The organism is Fibrobacter sp. UWB1 (assembly GCF_002210325.1).
Classification (GTDB): Bacteria; Fibrobacterota; Fibrobacteria; order Fibrobacterales; family Fibrobacteraceae; genus Fibrobacter.
This window is the reverse complement of the sequence record NZ_MWQL01000015.1, coordinates 63,046-84,470: the sequence shown is the minus strand read 5'-3', so window position 1 is coordinate 84,470 and position 21,425 is coordinate 63,046. Positions and strand designations below refer to the sequence as shown.

The 21,425-nt window shown below is 44.8% G+C and carries 13 protein-coding genes; 4 read left to right on the top strand and 9 right to left on the bottom strand.

Annotated features, from left to right (window positions below):
* Genes B7988_RS11570 through B7988_RS11555 form a run of 4 tightly spaced genes read right to left on the bottom strand, consistent with a single transcriptional unit; the run spans window position 1 to window position 12,841 of the window.
* Window positions 1–9,627 carry a neuraminidase-like domain-containing protein gene (locus tag B7988_RS11570; protein ID WP_088658030.1) on the bottom strand — a complete coding sequence of 3,209 codons (9,627 nt, stop codon included), beginning with the start codon at window positions 9,625–9,627 and terminating at the stop codon, window positions 1–3.
* A 35-nt stretch (window positions 9,628–9,662) separates the two neighbouring features.
* Complete coding sequence (locus B7988_RS11565; protein ID WP_088658029.1) at window positions 9,663–11,351, bottom strand: S8 family serine peptidase; 1,689 nt, start codon at window positions 11,349–11,351, stop codon at window positions 9,663–9,665.
* Window position 11,352: 1 nt separating this feature from the next.
* Entirely contained in the window at window positions 11,353–12,015 is a 663-nt protein-coding gene (locus tag B7988_RS11560; RefSeq protein WP_088658028.1) for a hypothetical protein, read from the bottom strand.
* The gene (locus B7988_RS11555; RefSeq protein ID WP_088658027.1) at window positions 12,005–12,841 is read right to left on the bottom strand and encodes a TIGR02147 family protein; all 837 of its coding nucleotides are present in this window, start codon (window positions 12,839–12,841) and stop codon (window positions 12,005–12,007) included. The genes B7988_RS11560 and B7988_RS11555 overlap by 11 nt, the downstream gene beginning before the upstream one ends.
* 204 nt (window positions 12,842–13,045) lie before the next feature.
* Here B7988_RS11555 and B7988_RS11550 point away from each other — a divergent pair, with 204 nt between their 5' ends.
* From B7988_RS11550 to B7988_RS11540, 3 genes are read left to right on the top strand one after another with little or no spacing between them, the layout of a single operon-like run.
* Window positions 13,046–13,615, top strand: a complete 570-nt coding sequence (locus B7988_RS11550; protein ID WP_088658026.1) for a sigma-70 family RNA polymerase sigma factor — start codon at window positions 13,046–13,048, stop codon at window positions 13,613–13,615.
* A complete protein-coding gene (locus B7988_RS11545) occupies window positions 13,605–13,964 on the top strand; it encodes a hypothetical protein (RefSeq protein WP_088658025.1) in 360 nt (119 codons plus the stop codon). The genes B7988_RS11550 and B7988_RS11545 overlap by 11 nt, the downstream gene beginning before the upstream one ends.
* Window positions 13,965–13,968: 4 nt before the next feature.
* Window positions 13,969–14,628 (top strand): Spy/CpxP family protein refolding chaperone, encoded by a 660-nt coding sequence (locus tag B7988_RS11540; protein WP_212668319.1) that lies wholly within the window; start codon window positions 13,969–13,971, stop codon window positions 14,626–14,628.
* Window positions 14,629–14,697: 69 nt separating this feature from the next.
* Here the strand turns inward: B7988_RS11540 and B7988_RS11535 are convergent, their stop codons facing one another.
* The 4 genes from B7988_RS11535 to B7988_RS11520 form a co-directional block, all read right to left on the bottom strand.
* On the bottom strand, window positions 14,698–15,807 hold the full coding sequence (locus B7988_RS11535; RefSeq protein ID WP_088658024.1) for a (p)ppGpp synthetase: 1,110 nt from the start codon (window positions 15,805–15,807) through the stop codon (window positions 14,698–14,700).
* 7 nt (window positions 15,808–15,814) lie between these two features.
* A complete protein-coding gene (locus tag B7988_RS11530) occupies window positions 15,815–16,378 on the bottom strand; it encodes an HD domain-containing protein (RefSeq protein ID WP_088658023.1) in 564 nt (187 codons plus the stop codon).
* 118 nt (window positions 16,379–16,496) lie between these two features.
* Complete coding sequence (locus tag B7988_RS11525; protein WP_088658022.1) at window positions 16,497–17,138, bottom strand: hypothetical protein; 642 nt, start codon at window positions 17,136–17,138, stop codon at window positions 16,497–16,499.
* Window positions 17,138–17,956 (bottom strand): FRG domain-containing protein, encoded by an 819-nt coding sequence (locus B7988_RS11520; protein ID WP_088658021.1) that lies wholly within the window; start codon window positions 17,954–17,956, stop codon window positions 17,138–17,140. The genes B7988_RS11525 and B7988_RS11520 overlap by 1 nt, the downstream gene beginning before the upstream one ends.
* A 506-nt stretch (window positions 17,957–18,462) precedes the next feature.
* Between B7988_RS11520 and pgi the strand changes: the two genes are divergently transcribed.
* Window positions 18,463–20,127 (top strand): glucose-6-phosphate isomerase, encoded by a 1,665-nt coding sequence (gene pgi, locus B7988_RS11510; protein ID WP_072800058.1) that lies wholly within the window; start codon window positions 18,463–18,465, stop codon window positions 20,125–20,127.
* Window positions 20,128–20,338: 211 nt separating this feature from the next.
* Here pgi and B7988_RS11505 read toward each other — a convergent pair whose 3' ends face one another.
* Window positions 20,339–21,334, bottom strand: coding sequence for a bile acid:sodium symporter family protein (locus tag B7988_RS11505; RefSeq protein ID WP_088658019.1), 996 nt, complete (start codon window positions 21,332–21,334; stop codon window positions 20,339–20,341).
* Between the last annotated feature and the right edge of the window lie 91 nt (window positions 21,335–21,425).

The following is a 21,425-nucleotide window of genomic DNA, read 5'->3' as shown; positions in this document are numbered from 1 at the left end:
TTAAGCACCCTTTCTTGCTGTGTATTTTATAGAAATAATAATGTTGAATATCTCACTTCCATTAATACCTGGTATTGACAATGACCAAGTTGAATCTATCCCAGCCCCCTCAAAAGGACAATACTTATCATTAGAAAACTTAAGATCAAATTGGTTTATGTGTAAATGGGCTTTACTTGTTGCTATAGTTTGTACGCCTATGCGATTTTCAACGAAATCATTATCGTTTAACCAAAGCTTATTACTTGTTAAAGATAACTCAGCGCTTACATTGCGGTGACTTGAAGGTTGTTTCAAAATTATTTGTATTTGAACATCGCGGATTCTTCCAAAATAGTGCGTGAAATCAAAAGCATCCTTAGAAATTTCAATTCGGAAATTCTGAACTTCCTTTTCTAAAGAATTTAAGGATTCCAAAAAATTACAATCATTATTTAAATCTATTAGCTCATCAAGGTAAATATCTTTGGTTATTTCTAGCTCATTCTTGTCATTCTCAAGATATGCCACTTCCATCGCATGCAAATCGGCTAGCAGTTTCTCGCCTGCGAGCAATCCGCTATGCAGGCCGTCCCAATAGACGCCACAGCCCTTGATAAAGGTCTTTGCTGTCTTGGGATTTTCATCGGTGTCGCCTATCTCGAAATGATAACACTTTTCCGCCTTACGGGCAACCTTCGCGGCAAGCTGGAACAGTGTTTTGTACACAGAGCCTGTTTCTTTTTTCAGCCATGTATACAAATCCTTGTTCGTGTACTTTTCTGAAAGGTGTTCGTACATCTCGTCCTTGAGCTCGATTTCGCGCTCATAGTTCTCGAGCAGCTTCTTGGCGTAGTCGATCTTAATCTCGGCAGTGGTCTTTTTCTTCTGCACGTTCTTAATCTGGTTCGCCTTGGCGGTCTTCTGTATTTCCCAAGATTGTTCAACGCGAGCCTGTTCGCCAAGAACCTTCTTGAGCGCCGCGCCCACTTGTTTTTGCGCAAACTGTGAGGCGTACCCCTCTGCCGCATTAACAAGATTTTCCGCAATCTTGGTTCCGCCCATAGAAATTGAATCAAAGGACGGGCCGCCCAAGCCATTAAGGATTGCTCCCACGCCTAGATCAGGAATCTTGTAAGCAACAGAAGCAGCTTTCTTCATGTTTTCGACAGTTTCTTGTACTTTTTTGACCTTTTCCATGGCCTTTTCGTACTGGATTTCCTGTTCAGACTTCTTGAAGAACGTCGTCTGCTGCTCCTGTTCCGCCTGCAGGTTCTCTTCTTCCGTCTCGACCGCCTCCAGCTCTTTTTCAAGTTCGGTTATGTCGAGTTCCGTGAGGGTCCTCTGCAAGGTAAGCGCCGTCTTTTCATGCGTTACGCGGAGCAAGGCTAACGATTCAGCGTCAATCTTCTCGATGGCATCCATCAGTTCTTGACCAACGCGCTGCACATCGCGAACAATCTCTATCGCCTTCGCTACCATCACCTTGAAGCGGTAATACGGCAGCGCAGACGATGCGTCTGCAAGGGCATCGCTAATAGAAACACCGTTCGCTTTAGCCTTCACGAGCATGGCCGGGTCTATCGGCGGCGCGAACAGAGCGAGTGTCCGTTTGACACCTTCAATGTTGAGGCTATTACGAATCTTGTACAGTCGGTCTGCCACGGTGTCCCAATAGCCCATCAACGTTTCGTTGCGAGGCACATTGAAGTAGAACATCATGCCCGTAGTGTGCGCCAACTGCATCGTATTGCCGGGCAACAGTCTCTGCGGGGTTTCCTTTTCGCGATAACGACCGGAAAGAATCGTATCCTCATAGGTAACAAAGGCATTGTTCAGCACACCATTACCATAATTGAGCAATTTTTTCACACTATACGCAGTGCTATTCTTTGGACCGGGAACCTCGGCGCTTTTCGGACCAAGGATTTCAGCCGCAAGAATGTACATCTGTACGGCAAGGTTTACCGATTCCGTGGTATCTTGTGTAAACAGCTGGTCGCCCCAGCCAATGAGAGCATCAAGATATTTCATCACCACATATTTCTGATAGGCAACAGGCCTATAGCGAGCAATCATTTGAGGGTCAAATGGATCATTTTTCCAACGGTCGATCAACAATTGTAACGATTGATAATCCGGCAATGCATCGTGTGGCGACGGGAACGACAAATCAACAAGAATGGATTTGTCTGCATCCTGATTTGCAAAGAACGGCAGGAATTTCCAATATTTCGCCCCCTTCGGAAGCGCTCGTACAAATCTCTTTGTTTTTTCGTAACTGGAAAGACCTATACGCGGGTCAAATACAAGTTGCATCCATTCAAGTGCAGCGGCATAATTCTGCTCTGCAAGCATCTTATCTGCCAAAAGCATCGGCACAAAGAAGAACAGTTCCCAGTTGTAAATAGACGAGGACGCGCCCCAGTTAAAGTCCACCATCGACGACGGGAAAGGTTCTGCAACGGATGATCCCGGCAAGTAATTATGTTCAAAAAGCGTCTGGGACAAGTCCCATGCCTGCCAGTCACCAGCCGTGTAATAGCCGAGGTATACGCTGAAATAGTAATTGTAGTAGGAATACGAATAGTAATAGCTATCGGAAACAGGCAAAGCCTCCGTCTCGCGAGAATAGAGCCATTTTGTTCCCCCGTACAGGAAACGTCTACGGAATTCGTTCGCCTGCGGATTAGAAATCATTTCTACATGATAGTTGGGAACACTGTTAGCCCCTGCACCACCATCACCGGAAACTGTACGAATCAAGTACGTACCCTGAGAATCCATGTAGAAAAATGGGGCATCAGCCTGATAAAGAAAGCTCATATTAACTGAGAGCAGCTTGAAAGGACCTCGCGTATTACCAAAAATTTCCGTTCCATCTTGCAACACAAGTTCGCCAGCATTACAATGGAAGATATTCCCTATTAACGAACATTTGAAGGGGCTATGATTTTCAAGAGGTTCGCCCATTTCAGGCCTGTACAGTTTCGCCATTGATTCCGCGACATCGAACCCATCCACAGACAATGTGAACTTGCCAATATCAACAATTCTCTGTCCTGATTTGTATTCTCGTCGTGTATCCGTTTTCAACACATACGTGGAAGCATTATTGGGATCAGAACTATTCCCAGCAATTCCAACGGCATACGTTTTGGGAGTATCAACAAAGTTAGAGAAAGTCCTCCACAGCAGTAACGTTAAACATTCAGAATTATCTGAAATATCAAACAAGAAATATCTATTGGCAAGAGTTTCGTTTTCACCCAAAATAAAGTCAAGCTGATTTTCGGACACATCGTACACAGCCTGTTTTCCGACCTTCACGCCGGTCCATTTCGTTCCGGTATAACTAGCCCATTTAAGCTTTATTTCGGCATAGTGTTCAACGGTCACGGCAGCCTGTTGTCCACCAGATTCCCCGGTTTTCTTCTGCCTCTGTCCTTGTACCACCTGCAACCACAAAATGTGCAGGTGCCCACCAAGGATTGCCGGCTGAATGGCCGCCCCATCAATTTCTATGGGCACTTCCTCCCATGGAGTCCAACTTCCGCCATAAAGAGCTGTAGCCTCGTAGGTGCGATAATAATAGGAATGGGGCTCGCCACGAGTACAACCAATAATATGCAACGTATAAAGTGTTCCAGCATGTACACCGCCATCCTGTTTACACGCACCCACAATATCGATCTCGGAAGTGTCCGTGACCTTTTTCAAGTAATCGCCGAGGGCGTCAGTCAGAGCATCCTGATCATTACCAATTTCGGCAAGGCGGTCTTCAAGATCCTTGAAGAAGGGAGTCTTGTCTTCGCGCAAGTCACCGTCTATCCAGTTTTCCGGGTACAGGAACACCTTGCGGTTTGCAACCCATACCTGATAGTTTTTCATCCATTCCCACTGTTCTTTTTGGGTATCGTTCAGTGTGTAGCCACCCTCAAGGCCCATCAATGCACGCTGCACGTATAGCTGAATACAAGATACAGCCTGGACGGTTCGAGAAATCGCCATGTCTGGCTCCATCTTCACGTCGAACAGGTAATAGGAATAAATGTCATTCTCGTCAACAAAAACAACAGGGTAATATGCAGCCGTGTTCGGCATCTGCGATTCATGACACACAACCGCAGCAAGAGCATTACGTTTTGACTGGCGGACTTTATCATGCACGCCTTGAACGAACTTGTTCCATTCTGAATTTGTGCGGACAAGTTTCAGATTGCTTTCCAATTTATCGACATAGCCAGAATACGTTCCTGATGCCGCAAACTGAAGCAAATTTTTCAAGTCACTTGGCAGGGAGTTTGTTTTCCTGTAGAGTTGGAGCAAATCAGCAAAAATACACCACACAAACGGACCTGATTCAGAAGCAGAACCGGCTTCTTGAACAAGATCATCAAAAGCCTCATCTGAAATTTGGATATGATCATTTTCGCTTGTCAAAGCATCCAATTCACCATACTTGTAGACATCCCCCATAATTTGTGAAGATGCGGCAAAGGCATAAAGGACGCTCTTGAACGAATCGTATTTATCGTTCAGTACTCCAAGGGCATTCCAGTCCCACTCAAATCCAAGTTCTACTGTCTGTGTAAATTGGTACAGGGCCGCGCAACGAGCAATACGGTCGCAAAGATTTTTCTGCGACATTTCCGTCGGCTCGTCCAAGGCGATATTTAACCATTCTGCAAAATCATCGCAATTTTCGTTCTTCAACTTGGAGAAAAGTTCCGCTACGACATCTGACGACATCGAGAATTTTTCTGCAATAAACGTCAAAGTCCGCTCGGCGGCAAGTTCTAGACGAAGCGCATCATAGAAGCACTCTTCGCTATTAATCATTGTCGTCCACGATTCATAGGAACCGTACCAATCAACAAGTATTGCATCATCAAAGGAAATATACCGGAATAGACCACTAAAACATTCTTCAGAAATATTTGATGAAGGATCTTTCCATTCACCGAACACTTCTTCTGCATCTTCCCTACCTAACGTTTTCAAAAGACCAAGAATCGCCGTATCATAATCGTAATCTGTCGTACTATTATCATCAGAAGAATTTCCCTGTTGAGAACCATCCGTATTTGGAATAGGCGGCAAAAGTTCCTTTTCTTGGACTTTACATTCATCCAGCGACTCCTGTACAGCAGAATTTAATTCGTGAGCAAAAGCGATAGCTTCTTCAGCACTCATCAATTCTGGATCCAAGATCGTTTTTAAATCATCAATCGACAGCGAGGATTTGCGCAAAACCTCCAGTTCATCAATAGCGCTATTACATAATTCGCGATTTTCAAATGCGATTGGGAACCCGACGCCATGCAAGAAGAGAAAATCTTCTACAGAAAGATTATTCTTGGTTATCCAAATATTGTACGTGTAGAGAACCCTTAAATTTTCCTCCAGCACGTCGTACATATTGTCAATTTGGGACGGTATCGAGTTTTCATTCGTTATCCCAAAGTTTTGCAGGACAAGTATGGCATCCTGCGGATCCATTCCGAGACAGGCCTTGGCTGCGGCCGCCACTTGGTAACAGAGAACATTGAGATTTCTGGCATTTCCCGCCTCCTGCACGGAAGCGTCCATGAGATTAGTAGAGAAAAGTGAATCTATCGGAAAAAGTTTTTTCAACTCATCACTGCCGAGGACACATTTCCCCAAAAGAAGCCCAGCCTCAAGGGCTGTCACACCAAGCCGAGTTTTCAATTCCTGAATAGAGGCGAGTTCAGCAACATCACATTCCCATGTTCTTGCAACTTCATCAACACTCCAGCCCAATGCGGCGCGACGACGGACAAAAACAGATAGTTTAAAGTAAAATTCCTTTTTCTTACTGTTTTCGGCGTCATCATTTTCAAATTCAATAGTGTATCCGTTGACATCGGCAAGCTGGTACAATACGGAATCGGCATTCACCGACACTCCGGTGCACGCCTGAAATACGGATGAATTGAAAATTTCCACAAATTCGTCATAAGTCAATTGAGCACGATCAAGGACAAAGGCTAAATAGCTCAGGACATTGAACCATTTTCCCACATCCGGATTCACAGAAGACAACGCCCCTTCACCTTTCACCCGCCTTGATTTATCTGGGAAGAACAATTCTTCGTTACCATCGTAGTTAAGCCCCCACAGCTCCCAGACATCTTTTGTGTATGTACTTGCATCATTAGAAAGGTATTCCGGAGCATAGCCATTCAACAGGATGGAAATATTTTCACCCAGATCATCGTGAAGTTTTCTTGACAAGGATACAAAATCAAGAGAAAGGTTTTCCAAAATACCCGAAGCACGCACCCTGTCAAAGTTCTTGAGCAAAAGCATCGGGTAGCATTTATTCCCTAGAGCAGCCATGGCCGCAGTTTCTATAACCGATCCCGAATTGTCTTCACCATCTTCACCTTTGTACCAAGGACATGGATTCGCCCTCAAATTTTCTACAGTGGCATCATCTGGAGTTTGATTGCAGAAGGGAACAACGATATCGTCGTATCTCTTACTTTCTTTAGAGACCAGGCTTTCTAAAAGTTCAATAGCCAAATCTATTGTCGGGAGCGAAACCTCGGCATTCGCCTTGGTCATATTCAATTTCAATATATCGGGACGGCGTTCAACAAATCGATTGTAAGCATGTCCCTGCTTCAAGAATTCCAACAAATCCAACAAATACGCCGACGGACTCAAAATAGACTGGTTTTGAGTTCCCGGATTACGATTGAGATTCTTAAACAAGGTTTTCCAGTTGGCATAGTCCTTGTTCTGCAACCTTTGCTTGGCAACATTACTTGAATTTGAAGATGAGCCGCGCAAGACGCCTCTCATTCCGGAAGGACCTTCGTTTCCACTTGGCTCGCCGGCGATATTGGGATCGACTTCTTCACCCTCATTTCTCTGGAATCCACGTGGAATTGACAGAATACTGTCCCCAGATTCATTTAGACTGCCATGATAACGTTCAACATCGAGAGTCGCATTGGCAACAAAATTCTTGGCAAGACGATGAATGTTGGTCGCGAGCTCCTTATCGCCCATGCCAAGCCCGTGCTCAGCCACAAATTGTTCTTCATCAATAAGCGCTATTTTGGCCGCAGAATCAAAATCATTCTTGATGAGATAGGCAACGGCCTCTTGATTATTCGTCAACCTAAATAATCTCTGCAAGGCTTTTATCTTATTAAATTCATCTTCACTAGCTTCCGCCTTTGGGATGCTGCCATCCTCTTCATGGGCATCAGCAGACGCATTCAGGAACAGTTCCAAATCGGAACTGTTTAAGTCAAAATTAGCCCATGCAGCATCATTCGCCAATTTTGCTATTAGATTAGACCAAGCATTTTGTTCATTTATCTCGTTTATTTCATGTATTTGTTCTTTTGTTAATTTTTCTTCCGGTATATTAGAATACGGATTCGGAATAATCGGGAATTTCTCTGTAAGGACATTAGTCAAATTCTTTTGAGGAAATTTTTTCCTAAGCCTGTTTTTTAATGTACGAAGGGCAATCTGCGTCTGTTCATCAGCAGTTGTTCCTGGGAAATAATCGGATGGCAAATCCAGCGGAGCCTTTGTACACCAAGCTTTGTAATGGTTTTTTGTTTGATTAATGACATAACCCCAGAAATATGTTTCATCATCGTCTTTTCTAAGTGTATGATCGATCCTAAATTCATTTTCAAGTTCAAAAATATCTTCAAGTTTTTTTATCCATGATTGGTTACTTTGATCGAGACAAATCGCGTATGTTTTGATTACATTATAAAGACCAAAAATTAAATCAGCGCACCCGTCACAGAAATCACGGATTTCAACCAGTAATTTCAAATTTTCAACATCTTCTTCAGAAATTGACTGTAAAAGTTCAGTTCCATTCGCAAGTTTATAAACATAGGAAAGTCCATTTTTCTCAACTATACGCACCATCTCATGATAATTGCAGTCTGAATCCTCAAACGTATTTACTAGCGCATACAACTTTGCTCGGAAAATGATATCATTAGTATCTGTACTATTTTCATTTAATAATGGAAGACTGGGCTTTTTGTTCGTCGAACCAAACCAATATTCCTTTGCCAGTAACAAATAGAAGAATGTCAATGGAGACAGTTGGTCATCTTGTCTTGTAACGACTTCCTTGGAAGTCTGCAATTTTTTCCATATTTTTTCGTCAAATTCTTCAGCCGACAGAGTAGAACTGATAACATTATCAGCAAGGGCGGCATTTACAAGCCCTATGCACTTGTCTAATCCCAAAGCAATTAATGAGGATATATCTGCAATCTTATTGTTCAGAATAAGAGAATAAAGGTATTGCGCAGCCAAAGCCAAAGGAATGTTGTTTTCGTCAAGGACATTCACAAAGAGCATTTCATGAGCCATTTGGAAAGCTTTGAAATACGCACGAACTTTTTGTTCATCTAAATTTTCGCGACCAACAACCAAAGGCAAACGCGTCACATCGTCCAAGAATTCGGCAATTCTGTCATGTGGCTCCGTCAAAATCGTTTTGTCATACGCGATTACCGTTTGATAGTAAATGTTCAGCAATTCATCAATTTTCTCAAATTCTGACTTATTGCGGCAACTTGATTCAAGGTCAAGAACAAAATTGATTTCTTGAGAGGATTGACCGTTAAATACAAGCGGAGCAGAATAAAAACTTCGTGGAAGGTTGCTGGATGGTCCAGTTCCACCCTCAGTATAATGAATTTCTGCGAAGAGAGAAGCCTTATCTTTTCCGTAGGCAACATTGCTGTCAAGCTTCAGCCCTGCAGGAATTTTAGACGAACTGTATTTTATTTCATAATAGCCATAAGCATCCGGTACAACAGGGGAACCCAGCATTACCTTTACAAACGAACCATTCTCCCCCTCTTGATAATACAGGCAAAATGCGGCAACTTCAATATTGTCTTTTAACGGATAATTCAGTGTATTTTTAATTGTGCCGTATATCTTGCAATCGCAATCCGACGAAGAACCGGAATCGCCACCGGATTCTTGAGCGGGCACCTCAATATTAATAATTTCAAAATTCGTAGCTACATTCGGCCCTTCAATACTTTGCACAACAGATTCATCGGATGAATATACTCGGACAAGTAAATTTGGCCTTTCAATAGATGTATCCCCTTGCTGGAACATGCCAGTCGTATAATTGACAGAATAAAAGCCTTCCTGATTTAACTGACATGAACCAAGTTCATTTTCAACTTCGTTCCGGACGTCAAAAACCTTGATACTGCCTACCGTATATGGGGAATTGTCCGAGTCGCAAATTATGCCGCAGACATTCCATACCTCATTAGCTCCACCATTGACTACGATATCGCCGACATTCATTTCTGCCGTAGGGGCTGTATAGATGTCAGAAATCCACAAAGGATTATTGCCATAATCAGTTACGCGAATTTGTAACTTAGGAAGATCAATAGGCGGAAAATCCAGCTTTTGAAAATTGCTTGTGTGAAACTCAAGTTCAAAAGCACCTGTATTGGAATCAATGTCAGCTTCCGCAATCCATTCCCATCCACTCTGAGGAATTACATGGTATGCCATAATTCGGCCTTGATTGTAGAAGACGGATCCGTCCGCATTGTGGATTGTACCGCGAACATACCAAATATTGGGTTCCTGAGACATATTTGACTCCTTCTTTTCTTTATAAATCCAATTATTTATTCATACCAAAAGTTATAACCAAGAGCGACATTCCCTGTGCCAGAATTCGCATAACGAACTATTCGGATTTTCAAATCGCTATTAGATTTCGCAGTAAACTCAACCGCTTCAAATGAATTCTCCACACTAATGGAAAGCGCAATAATCTCACCATCCTGAAATACATACAAGTCTATATCTTGAGAAACGGTCTTATTCGTAAACACATACGATCCTGGAACAAGCCAAGAAATTGCAATGCGGTACCTTTTATCCTTTACAATACCCGTTTCCGTGAATACTATCGAATCTCCCGTAAAGCAACAGGAATTAGCACCTCGCCAATATCTGGAACGCGTATTCCAACCAAGATCTTCGTACAACGGGATTCCCTTCGCCGCCGCACTATTATTGTCTTGATCAAAAGAAACCGCATTGGCAATCTGTTTCGTACTCCCCGTAATCAGCAGTGCCTTCGCCATTTCAGGGCGATGCTTAAAGAACGGATGCTGATGCAATACATCTGCCATAACACCTGCAGAAAAAGCAGCAGCATCGCTCGTTCCATGAGACACTCCGTTATAAGTAGAATTATAGTCATCTACAAAGTGAGCATCATTCGGAAACGAAAAATAGTCGTATGTTGCTATTTCCGGTTTTTGGTTTTCTACCTCTGAATTTTTCCACCGAGAAAATGTTTCATAGTTGTTTGTAAAGGGGTAAACACCCCCAACCGTAATGGCATTTAGAGCCTTTCCCGGGGTTGTCACATAAAAAGACCCCGTAGAAGACGTTTGGTTTCCGGCTGCAACAAAAGACGCAATATCATTTGCATAAATAAAATCATCTAAATCGCGATCATTTATTTTATATAAAGAATCTCCGCTTACAGAATAGGAGTGAAACCCTATTTCTATTTGTGGATAAGAAGCTATATTCGGCGACTCTCCTTGCGCATACTGGTACAAAACAGCATTGGGCGCCGTTGTCTGGAAAATACGCACCATAGACGTCGCATGTTTTGTGACCCCACTAGCACACAAAGTAGTCTGCACAAAATTAGCCGTATTTATTACAGATGTTTTTGGGCAACCATTTTCTGCAATATATGCCCCGATTCCGCTACCATTGTAGCCATTCGCAAAAGCCCATGTAGACACACGTGTCGTATCTAGAATTTGCGTATAGGCCGCAGCATCTTCTGCTTCCATAATTTCACTAATATAAACCGGTTCCGAACCATTCAGCAACGAATAGATTTCTTCAGCAGTCAATGACGCTGTATAACTCGGAATATAAAAGGACTGATTCGTCTGTATGCTATTAAAATAATCCGTTTCTGAAACAGATACTCCATTTAGCCAATAATGACGCACCCCATTTTCATATCGATATTCCGCAGATATAGTACGCTCATCTTTTTCAGGAATATTTAAAGAAGAAACTTGGACATTCATTTTCACTTGTCGAGGGATAAATGAATGGGTATTTACGGTTCGACTTGACTTCACTTTTCTGCCTAAGGCATCGTAGTTCGCTGCAGCAGAATCCGCGCCCCAATTTAGGCTTCTTGAAGATTCCAAGAATTCCTGAACTCTTGGCGAAACAGAACTATGGGGTTCATAAGGTGGCAAGTACGGGGTTTTCTCTTTGCCCGCACACACCGACAAAGAAACAAGAACTATTCCTAGTACCAATCTTTTCATTTTACCGATTCTCCAAGCACCTTGTTTTCATGTTTTCAGCATAATCATTCAAAATAGACTCAACACCTTCAGTCAAATGCCCCATTGATGCTGAACAAGTCAAATGCAGTTCTCCACCTTGGCAGTTTACAAAATGGATAAACAAGTCCCCACCACGATTCTGACAGTTTTTTTCAAAGTCCAAAAAATCATTTTCACAACCAGCTGGGTCATAATAACGATTGTCTAATTTTTCATGATAGACAAGTCCTTGTTCATCTGCGGTCAAGAAAAATGTCCGCGTATAGCTATCCCCAATCGGAAGATATTCTATAGTTCGCATACCAAAGTCCGACTGGTAAATATTGACAAAGCAATAAGAATAAGGGTTTTCTTCTTCGTAAGCGAAAAAGTTTTCATGTTCGCCGCTGAACCTAATTTCGAACCAGAACCTGGTAGTATCCCTTTCATAATCGTCAATATCTGCCGGTATGCCATCAACAAAGTTCTTGACAGAATCAACTTGATGTTCTAGAATCAACTTTTCATCCGCAGAAATTTCTGCCACAGAATTATCATCTACAGTTGCACCCGCCGTAGATTTTTCGGAACATGCGGCAAGTCCCAACAAGGCGCCGCACAAAGCAAGCCAAAGCGCAACATTTCCAAACATTTTACTTTTCATCGTTTGCACCTTCTATTTTCTGAGTCAACGGGAACAGTTGCAAATTCAGGCGCAGCACCTGATCTACCTTGTCATCGTTCGCAACAATTTCTAGAACCTGCTCGCGGCACTTTTTCAGGACTTCGACAACTTTTGCAATGGCATCATTAGAAACGCCCATGGTAACACCCGCGACATAGCGTTCATCCGCAGCAAAACGGTCAAGTGCATCTACCGCAAAGGTGGCCATTTGCCGGTTCATGGAACGCACTGCCAAAGACATAGACTGCGTGTCGCCACCCAGCAGCTTATCTGTCTGCGAATAATTGCCGTCATCCGTCTTTTTAAGAATTCCCGCACGGACCTGGAAGTTGATGGAGTCCCTTACCTCTTTCGCAGAAACTTCATGAACGCACTTGCCTGCGATTTCTTTTGGCATAGCCCCCGGCATGGCAGGCGCCAATTCACGCACTACCGGGTGCACCCAAGAGTCGTAATACTTGTATGCATCAACACCGATGAGGTTTACTTTACTGGCCTTTGCGATTGACTGCATTTCGGCATAAGCGAAACGTTTCTTGTCATCGGTCTTCGCCTGCGCAAACATCACCAAACTGAAGAAGTACTCTCGCTCGATACCGATAAAATTAAACGCATCCGCCACCTTGACGGTCGCTTTCTTTCCGAGGTTTGCCTTACCCTCGCAAACCTGTTTCATGAACACCGGCGAGGTAAACCCCGCCATTTTCGAATAATCACGCCACGAAAAAGCCGAAGTACGCTTTTTCCAATCGTAAAAGTCCTGTAGATAACGACGAAAATCTTGATATTGCAAAATAGGAGCCATATAGTTCTAAATCTATACAACAGGCTCCCCATTGTCAATAAATTTGATACAAAAAGCGTTTTTTTTTTACAATTAAACAAGTTTTTTACATTATTTTTTAAATTTAAAAAATTTGAATACGCTTTGAATACACCCATGAGAGTTTTCCTATTTTTTCTCTAGAAAATGCAACCAATGCAACTTTTGATGCATCTAAAGGGTACAATGGACGAAAAAGTGATACTTCAACACCTTAAAGGCGGCAGCCGCGAAGCGTTAAGCCTGCTTTGGCAGGCCCACAGCGCGAACGTGCTGAATTTGGCTTTTAGGATGATGAAGGACCGCGACGAGGCCGAAGACATTCTGATGGATGTCTTTGTGCAAGCCCCCAAAGCCGTCCAAGGCTTTCGAGGCGAATCGGCCCTCGGGACATGGCTTTATAGGCTCACGGTAAACGCCTGCCTCATGAAGCTGCGCGCCCAAAAGCGCCACCGCGAACTCGAAGAAGAACACTTGGACTCCATTATAGAAGAGGCTCTTGGAAAAGGCGATTTAAAGAACGAAAATTTCGATCCGGAACTTTTGGAAAAAGGTTTGGCAGAACTTCCGGCAGAATCACGCAGTATGCTCTGGCTCAAGGATGCCGAAGACTTGGATGTAAAGGACCTGGCCGAAATTTACAAGATGCCCGAAGGCACCATCAAGGCGCGACTCAGCCGCGCGAGAACTTTTGTCCGCAACTACTTGAGCGAGCGCAGAGAAAACGCAAAAAAGGAGCTTAACTATGTCTACTAAAATTGACTTCTCGAAAATGGAGCGGCTCACTCCTCGGGCTGACTCGTGGGACAAAGTTTGCGCCCGCCTCGACGCCGAAAATGCGAAGAGCAAGATTGTCTCTATCAAGAGCTGGTACAGTGCAATTCCGCTGGCCGCAAGTTTTGTGCTTGTGAGCCTGACTGCGATTTTGCCGTCTTTCACCAGCGAGATTGAACAAGAAAATTCTGTTTCGACCGAATACATTTCTATCAACAGCTCTGCTCCGTCCGAAGTATTGAGCTGGTATTCTAGCCTCGGAAATTCCACCAGCGACGAATTCGAAACTCTGGAAGAAACTGTCGGCTTTAATTATTTAACCAAGGAGTAACTCTATGAACGGAAACAAGCTCTTTATTGCAAGTATTATAGTGCTTGCTCTCGCCTTAGGCTTTTTCGCCGGAAGGTTCTGCAATTTCAATTGTTGCTCTAGTAGCACAACCTGTTGTCAAAAGGGCGGTCCTTGCGCATGCTCGCAAGGTTTGCCTTGCGCCTGCGAAAAGAACGGACAACCCTGCCATTGCCCGAACTGTGCAAAGCACAGCCACAAGGGTCCACATGGCGACTTCGACAAAGGCCATGGTCCCAAATTCAAGGGGGGCATGGACCCCGCTGCCATGGATTCCTTACTGCAGGTAACGCCGGAACAGAAGGCCGCTATTGAAGCTAGCCGCGCTAAGGGTGATTCCATTTTCAGGGAACTCCGCAAGCAAAAGCACGAAGCCGAAAAGGCTTTAGGCGAAGCTCTTGAAAGCAAGGATTCTGCCGGAATCGATGCCGCCAAGGCACGCGTACTCGATGTAGACAAGTCCCTGTTGGAACACCGCATCAACGGGATGCAGGCCCTTGCCGGAATCTTGACCGCCGAACAGCTTGAAAAGTTCAACGCCTTCCATAAGGAACAGATGAAGAACTTTAGGGAGCGCATGAAGAACGGACCGCACCGCGGTCCCCATGGCGGTCATGAACATGGCAACCCGCCTCCGCAGCAGTAATTTTTAAGCCCCTTCAAAACACAAAGTCCCCGACATCGCTGTCGAGGACTTTCTTTTATTTTTCACTAACTATTTCTTCATAAAAGGCAAATTCTGCGCGACACGGAAAAGACCTTCAGCACGATGCCTGTTGCCCGCAGATTCCCCATTCAAGGTCTCCAGGAAACGAGTCAGTTCCAGCACGCCACCACCTTGCTTGAGCACATACACGGAGCAAAGGGCGATTACGCCGAGAGAAGAATTGATGATATCAAGATCAGTACCCGCCAGCTGGAATGCCGCTAACTGGTATGCATCTTCCATATTTCCTTTTATCATTCTGTCAATGTCGCCGAGAGTCGTAAATCCAAATGATACGAATACAGCCAAGAACCGCGAAAGCGACGTCTCGTGGATTTCGGCCTGGTTAATAGAGGCGATACGCTTATTCAGCGAATCGAAAGGACGAAGTTCCAAGTAGTTGCCAAAGGAATCGCCATTCAGTTCCACTTCGTCAAAACTGCCCGAACTCACCAGGGACTGCACATGACGACGGTAATCATTGATACCCGAACGAATTAGGCAGAACTGCTCATCGACCAGTTCCAACATTCCCGCGAGGCGGTTCAAATTGCGCAAGTATTCCTTGGGGACTTCAAAACCCGACTTGTAACCCGTATCGTGATCCAGCACCGACCACACATGCTGTAAGGCCGTGCGCATCTGCACTTCGAAACGGATTTCGTTTAGTTGGGGGTAGTTGGGGTCAAAGTATTTTTCCCTGGGAAGCTTGCAAATGTAATGTAGTGAATTGTAGCCGAAACTGTGTATTTCGTGCATCTTGCGTTTGTCGATACTGTTTTCCCAGTCAATTGTAAAAATACGTCCGACAAGGGCTGCAATTTTATCCACTTCGTCGCTGTAAAAAGTGATAACGCGGACACCCAAAATATCCGTTAAGTCCGAAAGGGAGTTGTACTTACCCGACTTACGTTCGAGTTTTCCTGCAAGGCTGTCTTCTGCCTTGACGCGCCCTTCGATGGCGTTGATGTATATCTTGTTTTCTTGGATGCTCTCGCGAAGAATTCGCTTGACGATGCGTAGTAGCTTCTCGAAGACGATGTGTTGTTCGCGGTACTCCTCCAGGATAAGCGTTTCCTTGGGGGGCAGGCCGTAGTCCTTGTTGATTACCTGTTCCATGTCGTGTCTATTTCCCAAAGACTTTGTTGATAGTTTCGGCGAATTCGTCGTAAGCGAAAGTTCCCTTGAGGCTAGCGAGTGCACGGGCAAGTCCACGGAAATGCCATTCGTGCGAAACCTTGTCCTTGACACAGAACAAGTCCCACACCTTGTCGCCAATCGCCTGGTAATCGCGGTAGATGGCGCGGATATTACTTAATTTATCTGCAAGCGCTACAATCTTGACTTCGTTAGTCGCCGAAGATAAACGTTCAATCGCTTCTTCTTTGCGAAGGCGCCAACTTTCTTGGCGGCTCTTACCTTCAAATTCAATGTCGGATTCGGCCTCAACAAGTTCCGCAATGCGCTTGCCGAATTCGCGTTCTACGTCCTTGAGCGTCACAGCGGTATCTTCTACCGTATCGTGCAATGCCGCGGCGGCCAGAAGTTCCTGGTCGCTTGTCATGGTCGCCGCAATCGAGACAGCCTCCATCGGGTGAACTATATACGGGAAACCCTTCCCCTTGCGTTCTGCACCCTGGTGCGCCTTGACCGCAAAAACAATCGCTTTGTCGAGAATTGATGTATCCATGTCACTAAATGTATATAAAAGCCTCATTAAAATACATAAATGTTAAAAAATATCGCTGAATTTATTAAAGCTAACGAGATTTATATGTAAAAAAATTTTGAAAGAACTCAAAAAAGCACTACTGTTTATCCGACAAGGTCTTTATATCACTTCGTATTTTAAGAGATTCCTCTGATAACGCTTCAAGAACGCTTTCTTTTATTTCCTTTTTTATACTACGAGCATATTGACTCATCGCATGGACAACTATTACATACAAAAAAATCAACAAAAGAACCAACATCATTACTCCCCCTAATAAAACATCAAACAAACTTAATGGGTCTGTATTTTCCAACTGTATGGTATAATCATTGTTCAACAACCAATTAATAGGCCCCAAAAAAAGCCATCCATAAATAGATAATGTAAAAATAAACATCACGCAGAACGATATACGATTCACAATATTGTCAAAAATACGCAAAAACGGATGTTTCGTTTTGAAAGTTTCGGCGTGTTCAGTCTCCTCTAGGATAAAATCAATTTCTCCATTTTCATTTGAAATATCTTGTTTTACAATTATTTTTGCGAATCTCCAAGCAGAATACCCAGCAAAAAAACTCAACAATAGACATAAGACAAATACACAATAGAACCAAGCACCATCACATATATGAAGCGACGATAACTTCAATGGAAAAGAAAACGACAACACACAAGAAATAACACTTATTAAAAAAAATAATATATCACTCGCTTTATCTAAAATCTGTTTCATTATACAATCCTCCCATTTTCCTCAAGAAAATCGAATTTCATTTTTTTCATTAAAGAATCTTCATCACGATACAATGTGTAATGATTTATATTCATTTTATCAAGCTCCTTCAAAAGATTTACTTTTACAGACGCGGGAATTCGTATTTCCAAAATAGAATCTGATTCTTGACAAGCATCCTTTAAACTACCTTCTAAATCAAACGGGACAAACTTCCATTCGTTTTTATCTAAGTCGAAACAGCAAGCTATCAAGTATTCAGATTGTTGAGTAAGATGCCTTAAATCAGTTTCAATATAATGACCTATTTCATGGATTTCTTTATACCCACTAACCGCATGATTCCACAATTCACTTTGCAATACAAAAACTTTTCCACTTTTAATCTTTTTTGCAGAGTCAACAGCATCTTCACACGCAAAAAACAAAGCGATATATTCAGATAACGTAACATCTATTAAAGGTGATGGAAATCCATGATGTCTTAAATAGGTCAAATATTCTAAATCAGGAAACCTACCATAACTTATTTTGCTATAGTCAGAGAAGTCGAAATCGTAACCATTATATTTCACTTTTCGCTGAAACTTTTTCCCATAAGCATTTATTTCGGGCTTATAGGAATCAACCAATGTATAGTATTTGTTGAAGGTAATGTTATCTAATCCTATTCGTTCAAGAGAGGATTCTATTTTCCACTTTGCATTTGCCTGTCCGCGGAAAAGAATTTTTGTTGATGAATCAACTTGATTACGAAATCTATTGATTATATCAATATATCCAGAGATCGTTCTAACGGTTTTTCTCAAGCACTTCATCTTTTTCGCCTTTCCGCTAAAAGCGGATAGCGGATTATATACCAAATTTTCTGTAACCGGAACAAGAGCTCAGCTCTAATTCTATGTCATCCGAAATATACATTAATAAATCGATTAAACAACGACTATTCTTTTATTCCTACAAAAAACAAAACGAGAAATCAAGAATGTATTCAAAGAAGGAGAATTGGATTCACAAGTGGTATGTGCATTTTTTGCACACACCACTCTCCATGGAACAATTAGGGGGAATATGCGCACCATTCACGACCGATTTTCAATTGTTGACGAAACCAACGAGAAATAAGCCAGGCGTTACGGGCTGGCGTCTGAAGCCCGTAGAGGAGGGTGATGGAAGCCCCGGCTTGGGTGGGTTATAGGAGATCCCCGCCTTCGCGGGGATGACATTAGGGTGGGAGTCGGGGCTGCAATCAGGGGGAAACATCCCCCCTTTTTACTATATTTTCCCTCGCAACAAATAACCGCGCAGCGGAAAGGATTAATCTATGTCGAAACTGACTGATTCTCAGGAATGGAAGGCCCTTGAGGCCCACGCCGAAGTCGCAAAGACCTGGCACATGAAGGAACTCTTCGCAAAGGACCCGGCTCGCGCCGAAAAGTTCAGCGCCGAAGCCTGCGGCCTCTTCCTGGACTACTCCAAGAACATCATTACCGACGAAACCATGGCCAAGCTCCAGGACCTCCTGAAGTCTGCCGGTTTCGAAGACATGCGCCGTAAGTACTTTGCCGGCGAAAAGATTAACACCACCGAAAAGCGCGCCGTGCTCCACACCGCACTCCGCTACAAGGGCAACGATCCGATTTGCGTCGACGGCAAGGACGTGATGCCCGAAGTTCGCGCCGTGCTCAAGCACATGGAAGAATTCACCAAGCTCGTGCGTACCGGCAAGTGGAAGGGCCACACCGGCAAGTCCATCAAGTACGTGGTGAACATCGGTATCGGCGGTTCCGACCTGGGCCCCGTGATGGTCACCGAAGCCCTCAAGCCGTATGCCGACAAGCCGGCTGCTGGCGAATACTCTCCGGAAGTCTACTTCGTTTCTAACATCGACGGCACCCACATGGCCGAAACCCTCAAGAAGGTGAACATCGAAGAAACGCTCTTCATCGTCGCTTCCAAGACCTTCACGACTCTTGAAACCATGACGAACGCCGAAACCGCCAAGGCTGCCGTTCTCAAGGCCTTCAACGGCGACGAAAAGTCCATCGCCAAGCACTTCGTGGCTCTTTCCACCAACACCGAAGCCGTGTCCGCCTTCGGTATCGATACCGCCAACATGTTTGAATTCTGGAACTGGGTGGGTGGCCGTTACTCCCTGTGGTCTGCCATCGGTCTTTCGATTGCGCTGCGCATCGGTTTCGACAACTACATGAAGCTCCACCAGGGCGCCTACGAAATGGATCAGCATTTCAAGACCGCTCCGGTCGACAAGAACCTCCCCGTTATCCTCGCCCTCATCGGCGTTTGGTACAACAACTTCTTTGGCGCTTCTAGCTACGCCATGCTTCCGTACGACCAGTACCTGCACCGCCTCGCTGCCTACTTCCAACAGGCCGACATGGAATCCAACGGCAAGACCGTTGACCGCGACTCCAAGCGCGTGAACTACCAGACCGGCCCGATCCTCTGGGGCGAACCGGGTACCAACGGCCAGCACGCCTTCTACCAGCTGATCCACCAGGGCACCAAGATGATTCCGTGCGACTTCATCGCCCCGGCAAACAGCCACAACAAGGTCGGCGACCACCACCAGAAACTGCTCAGCAACTTCTTTGCACAGCCCGAAGCCCTGATGAACGGCAAGACGCTCGCCCAGGCCCAGGAAGAACTCCGCAAGGACGGCAAGAGCGAAGAAGAAATCGCATTCCTCGCCCCGCACAAGGTGTTCGAAGGCAACAAGCCGACCAACTCCATCATGATGGACTACGTTTCTCCGGAAACGCTCGGCGCCCTCATCGCCATGTACGAACACAAGATCTTCACGCAGGGCGTTATCTGGAACATCAACAGCTACGACCAGTGGGGTGTTGAACTCGGCAAGCAGCTCGCCAAGAAGATCCTCCCGGAACTTGCCAAGGCTGACGCTGAACTGAACCACGACAGCTCTACCAACGGGCTCATCAAGTGGTACAAGGCTCATCAGAAGTAAGTTGAATGTCATTGCACTTCGTGCATGACTGCGTCGGTTATCCAATGCGTGTGCAAGCACTCGCGCTGTATAACCTAGCATGTCATTCTGGAGTGTCCGCAAGGACACGATAGAATCCAGGAACTTAAAAGGAAAGGCCGCGACGAAAAATCGTGGCCTTTTTCATATTCACTTTGTTCGAAAAAAAGCGATTTTACGGATAAATGCTATTTTACTCCGCCTTTTTCTTGTCGCGCCAAGCGAAGATATTCGCGAGCACCGTTCCGCTAATGGAATGGTAGGCGCAACTCAAGGCGCAAGGGACCATGCAAAGCACCGCTTCGGGGTTCTTCGCCACATTTACGGGGTCTGCAAAGAAGGCCATGGCAAGCACCGTCGCCATACCGGCATTCTGCACGCCGACTTCGATGGCGATGGTTCGCTTCTTGGCTGTATTGAATCTGAAAAGCTTACCCACGCCGTAACCAAGCACATAGCCCAGCGCATTGTGGCAGAACACCACCGCAAGCACCAATAAAATCAGGCCGAGGCCGTTTGCGAACAACTGCGGGCGCACGGTCACGACGACACCGCCCACAATCATCATCAAGCCTACCACACTCACTGCAGGCATGTTCGACTGGATTTCCTTGAACACAGCGCGCTTGCCCAAGAAGTAGTTGCAAAGGAATCCGATGGTAATCGGGGCGATCGTCACGTACAGAATATTCAGGAACATGCCCTTCGCATTCACATCAATGCTGGTGTCAGCAAGCCAAAGCACAAGCAGCGGCGTCATAATCGGCGCAAGGAGCGTGCTCACCATGGTCATGCTCACGGAATAGGTGACATCGCCATGGGCCAAAAAACTCATGACATTGCTGGAAACACCGCCCGGGCAGCACCCCACCAGAATGATACCCACGGCAAGGTAGGGGTCCAGCCCAAACACCTTCGTAAGCCCGAAAGCGACAAACGGCATAATCGTGTACTGGGCAACCGCACCAAGCAAAATATGAAGCGGTTGTTTCATCAAGTTCCGCACATCATCTATTGAAATGGTTAAACCCATACTCAACATGATGACACCGAGGATGATGGAAGATACATTCCCGTGAACCCAGCCAAATGCGACCGGAACGAAGAATGCGACTACTGCGCTTGCGATAACAAAGGGGGAAGCGTAGTTCGAAAGCAGACGGCTAATAGCCTTGATTATCTTGAACATGACTTAAATATAAAAAGACCGCAGCGTTTTTGCTACGGTCTGAATTTCTATGGATCCTATCGCGTCCTCACGGGCGCTCCAGGATGACAAT

Bases quoted from the DNA above. Each gene is read 5' to 3' on its own strand.
- B7988_RS11570 (WP_088658030.1), bottom strand. From the start codon at position 9,627: ATGTCTCAGGAACCCAATATTTGGTATGTTCGCGGTACAATCCACAAT.
- B7988_RS11565 (WP_088658029.1), bottom strand. From the start codon at position 11,351: ATGAAAAGATTGGTACTAGGAATAGTTCTTGTTTCTTTGTCGGTGTGT.
- B7988_RS11560 (WP_088658028.1), bottom strand. From the start codon at position 12,015: ATGAAAAGTAAAATGTTTGGAAATGTTGCGCTTTGGCTTGCTTTGTGC.
- B7988_RS11555 (WP_088658027.1), bottom strand. From the start codon at position 12,841: ATGGCTCCTATTTTGCAATATCAAGATTTTCGTCGTTATCTACAGGAC.
- B7988_RS11550 (WP_088658026.1), top strand. From the start codon at position 13,046: ATGGACGAAAAAGTGATACTTCAACACCTTAAAGGCGGCAGCCGCGAA.
- B7988_RS11545 (WP_088658025.1), top strand. From the start codon at position 13,605: ATGTCTACTAAAATTGACTTCTCGAAAATGGAGCGGCTCACTCCTCGG.
- B7988_RS11540 (WP_212668319.1), top strand. From the start codon at position 13,969: ATGAACGGAAACAAGCTCTTTATTGCAAGTATTATAGTGCTTGCTCTC.
- B7988_RS11535 (WP_088658024.1), bottom strand. From the start codon at position 15,807: ATGGAACAGGTAATCAACAAGGACTACGGCCTGCCCCCCAAGGAAACG.
- B7988_RS11530 (WP_088658023.1), bottom strand. From the start codon at position 16,378: ATGGATACATCAATTCTCGACAAAGCGATTGTTTTTGCGGTCAAGGCG.
- B7988_RS11525 (WP_088658022.1), bottom strand. From the start codon at position 17,138: ATGAAACAGATTTTAGATAAAGCGAGTGATATATTATTTTTTTTAATA.
- B7988_RS11520 (WP_088658021.1), bottom strand. From the start codon at position 17,956: ATGAAGTGCTTGAGAAAAACCGTTAGAACGATCTCTGGATATATTGAT.
- pgi (WP_072800058.1), top strand. From the start codon at position 18,463: ATGTCGAAACTGACTGATTCTCAGGAATGGAAGGCCCTTGAGGCCCAC.
- B7988_RS11505 (WP_088658019.1), bottom strand. From the start codon at position 21,334: ATGTTCAAGATAATCAAGGCTATTAGCCGTCTGCTTTCGAACTACGCT.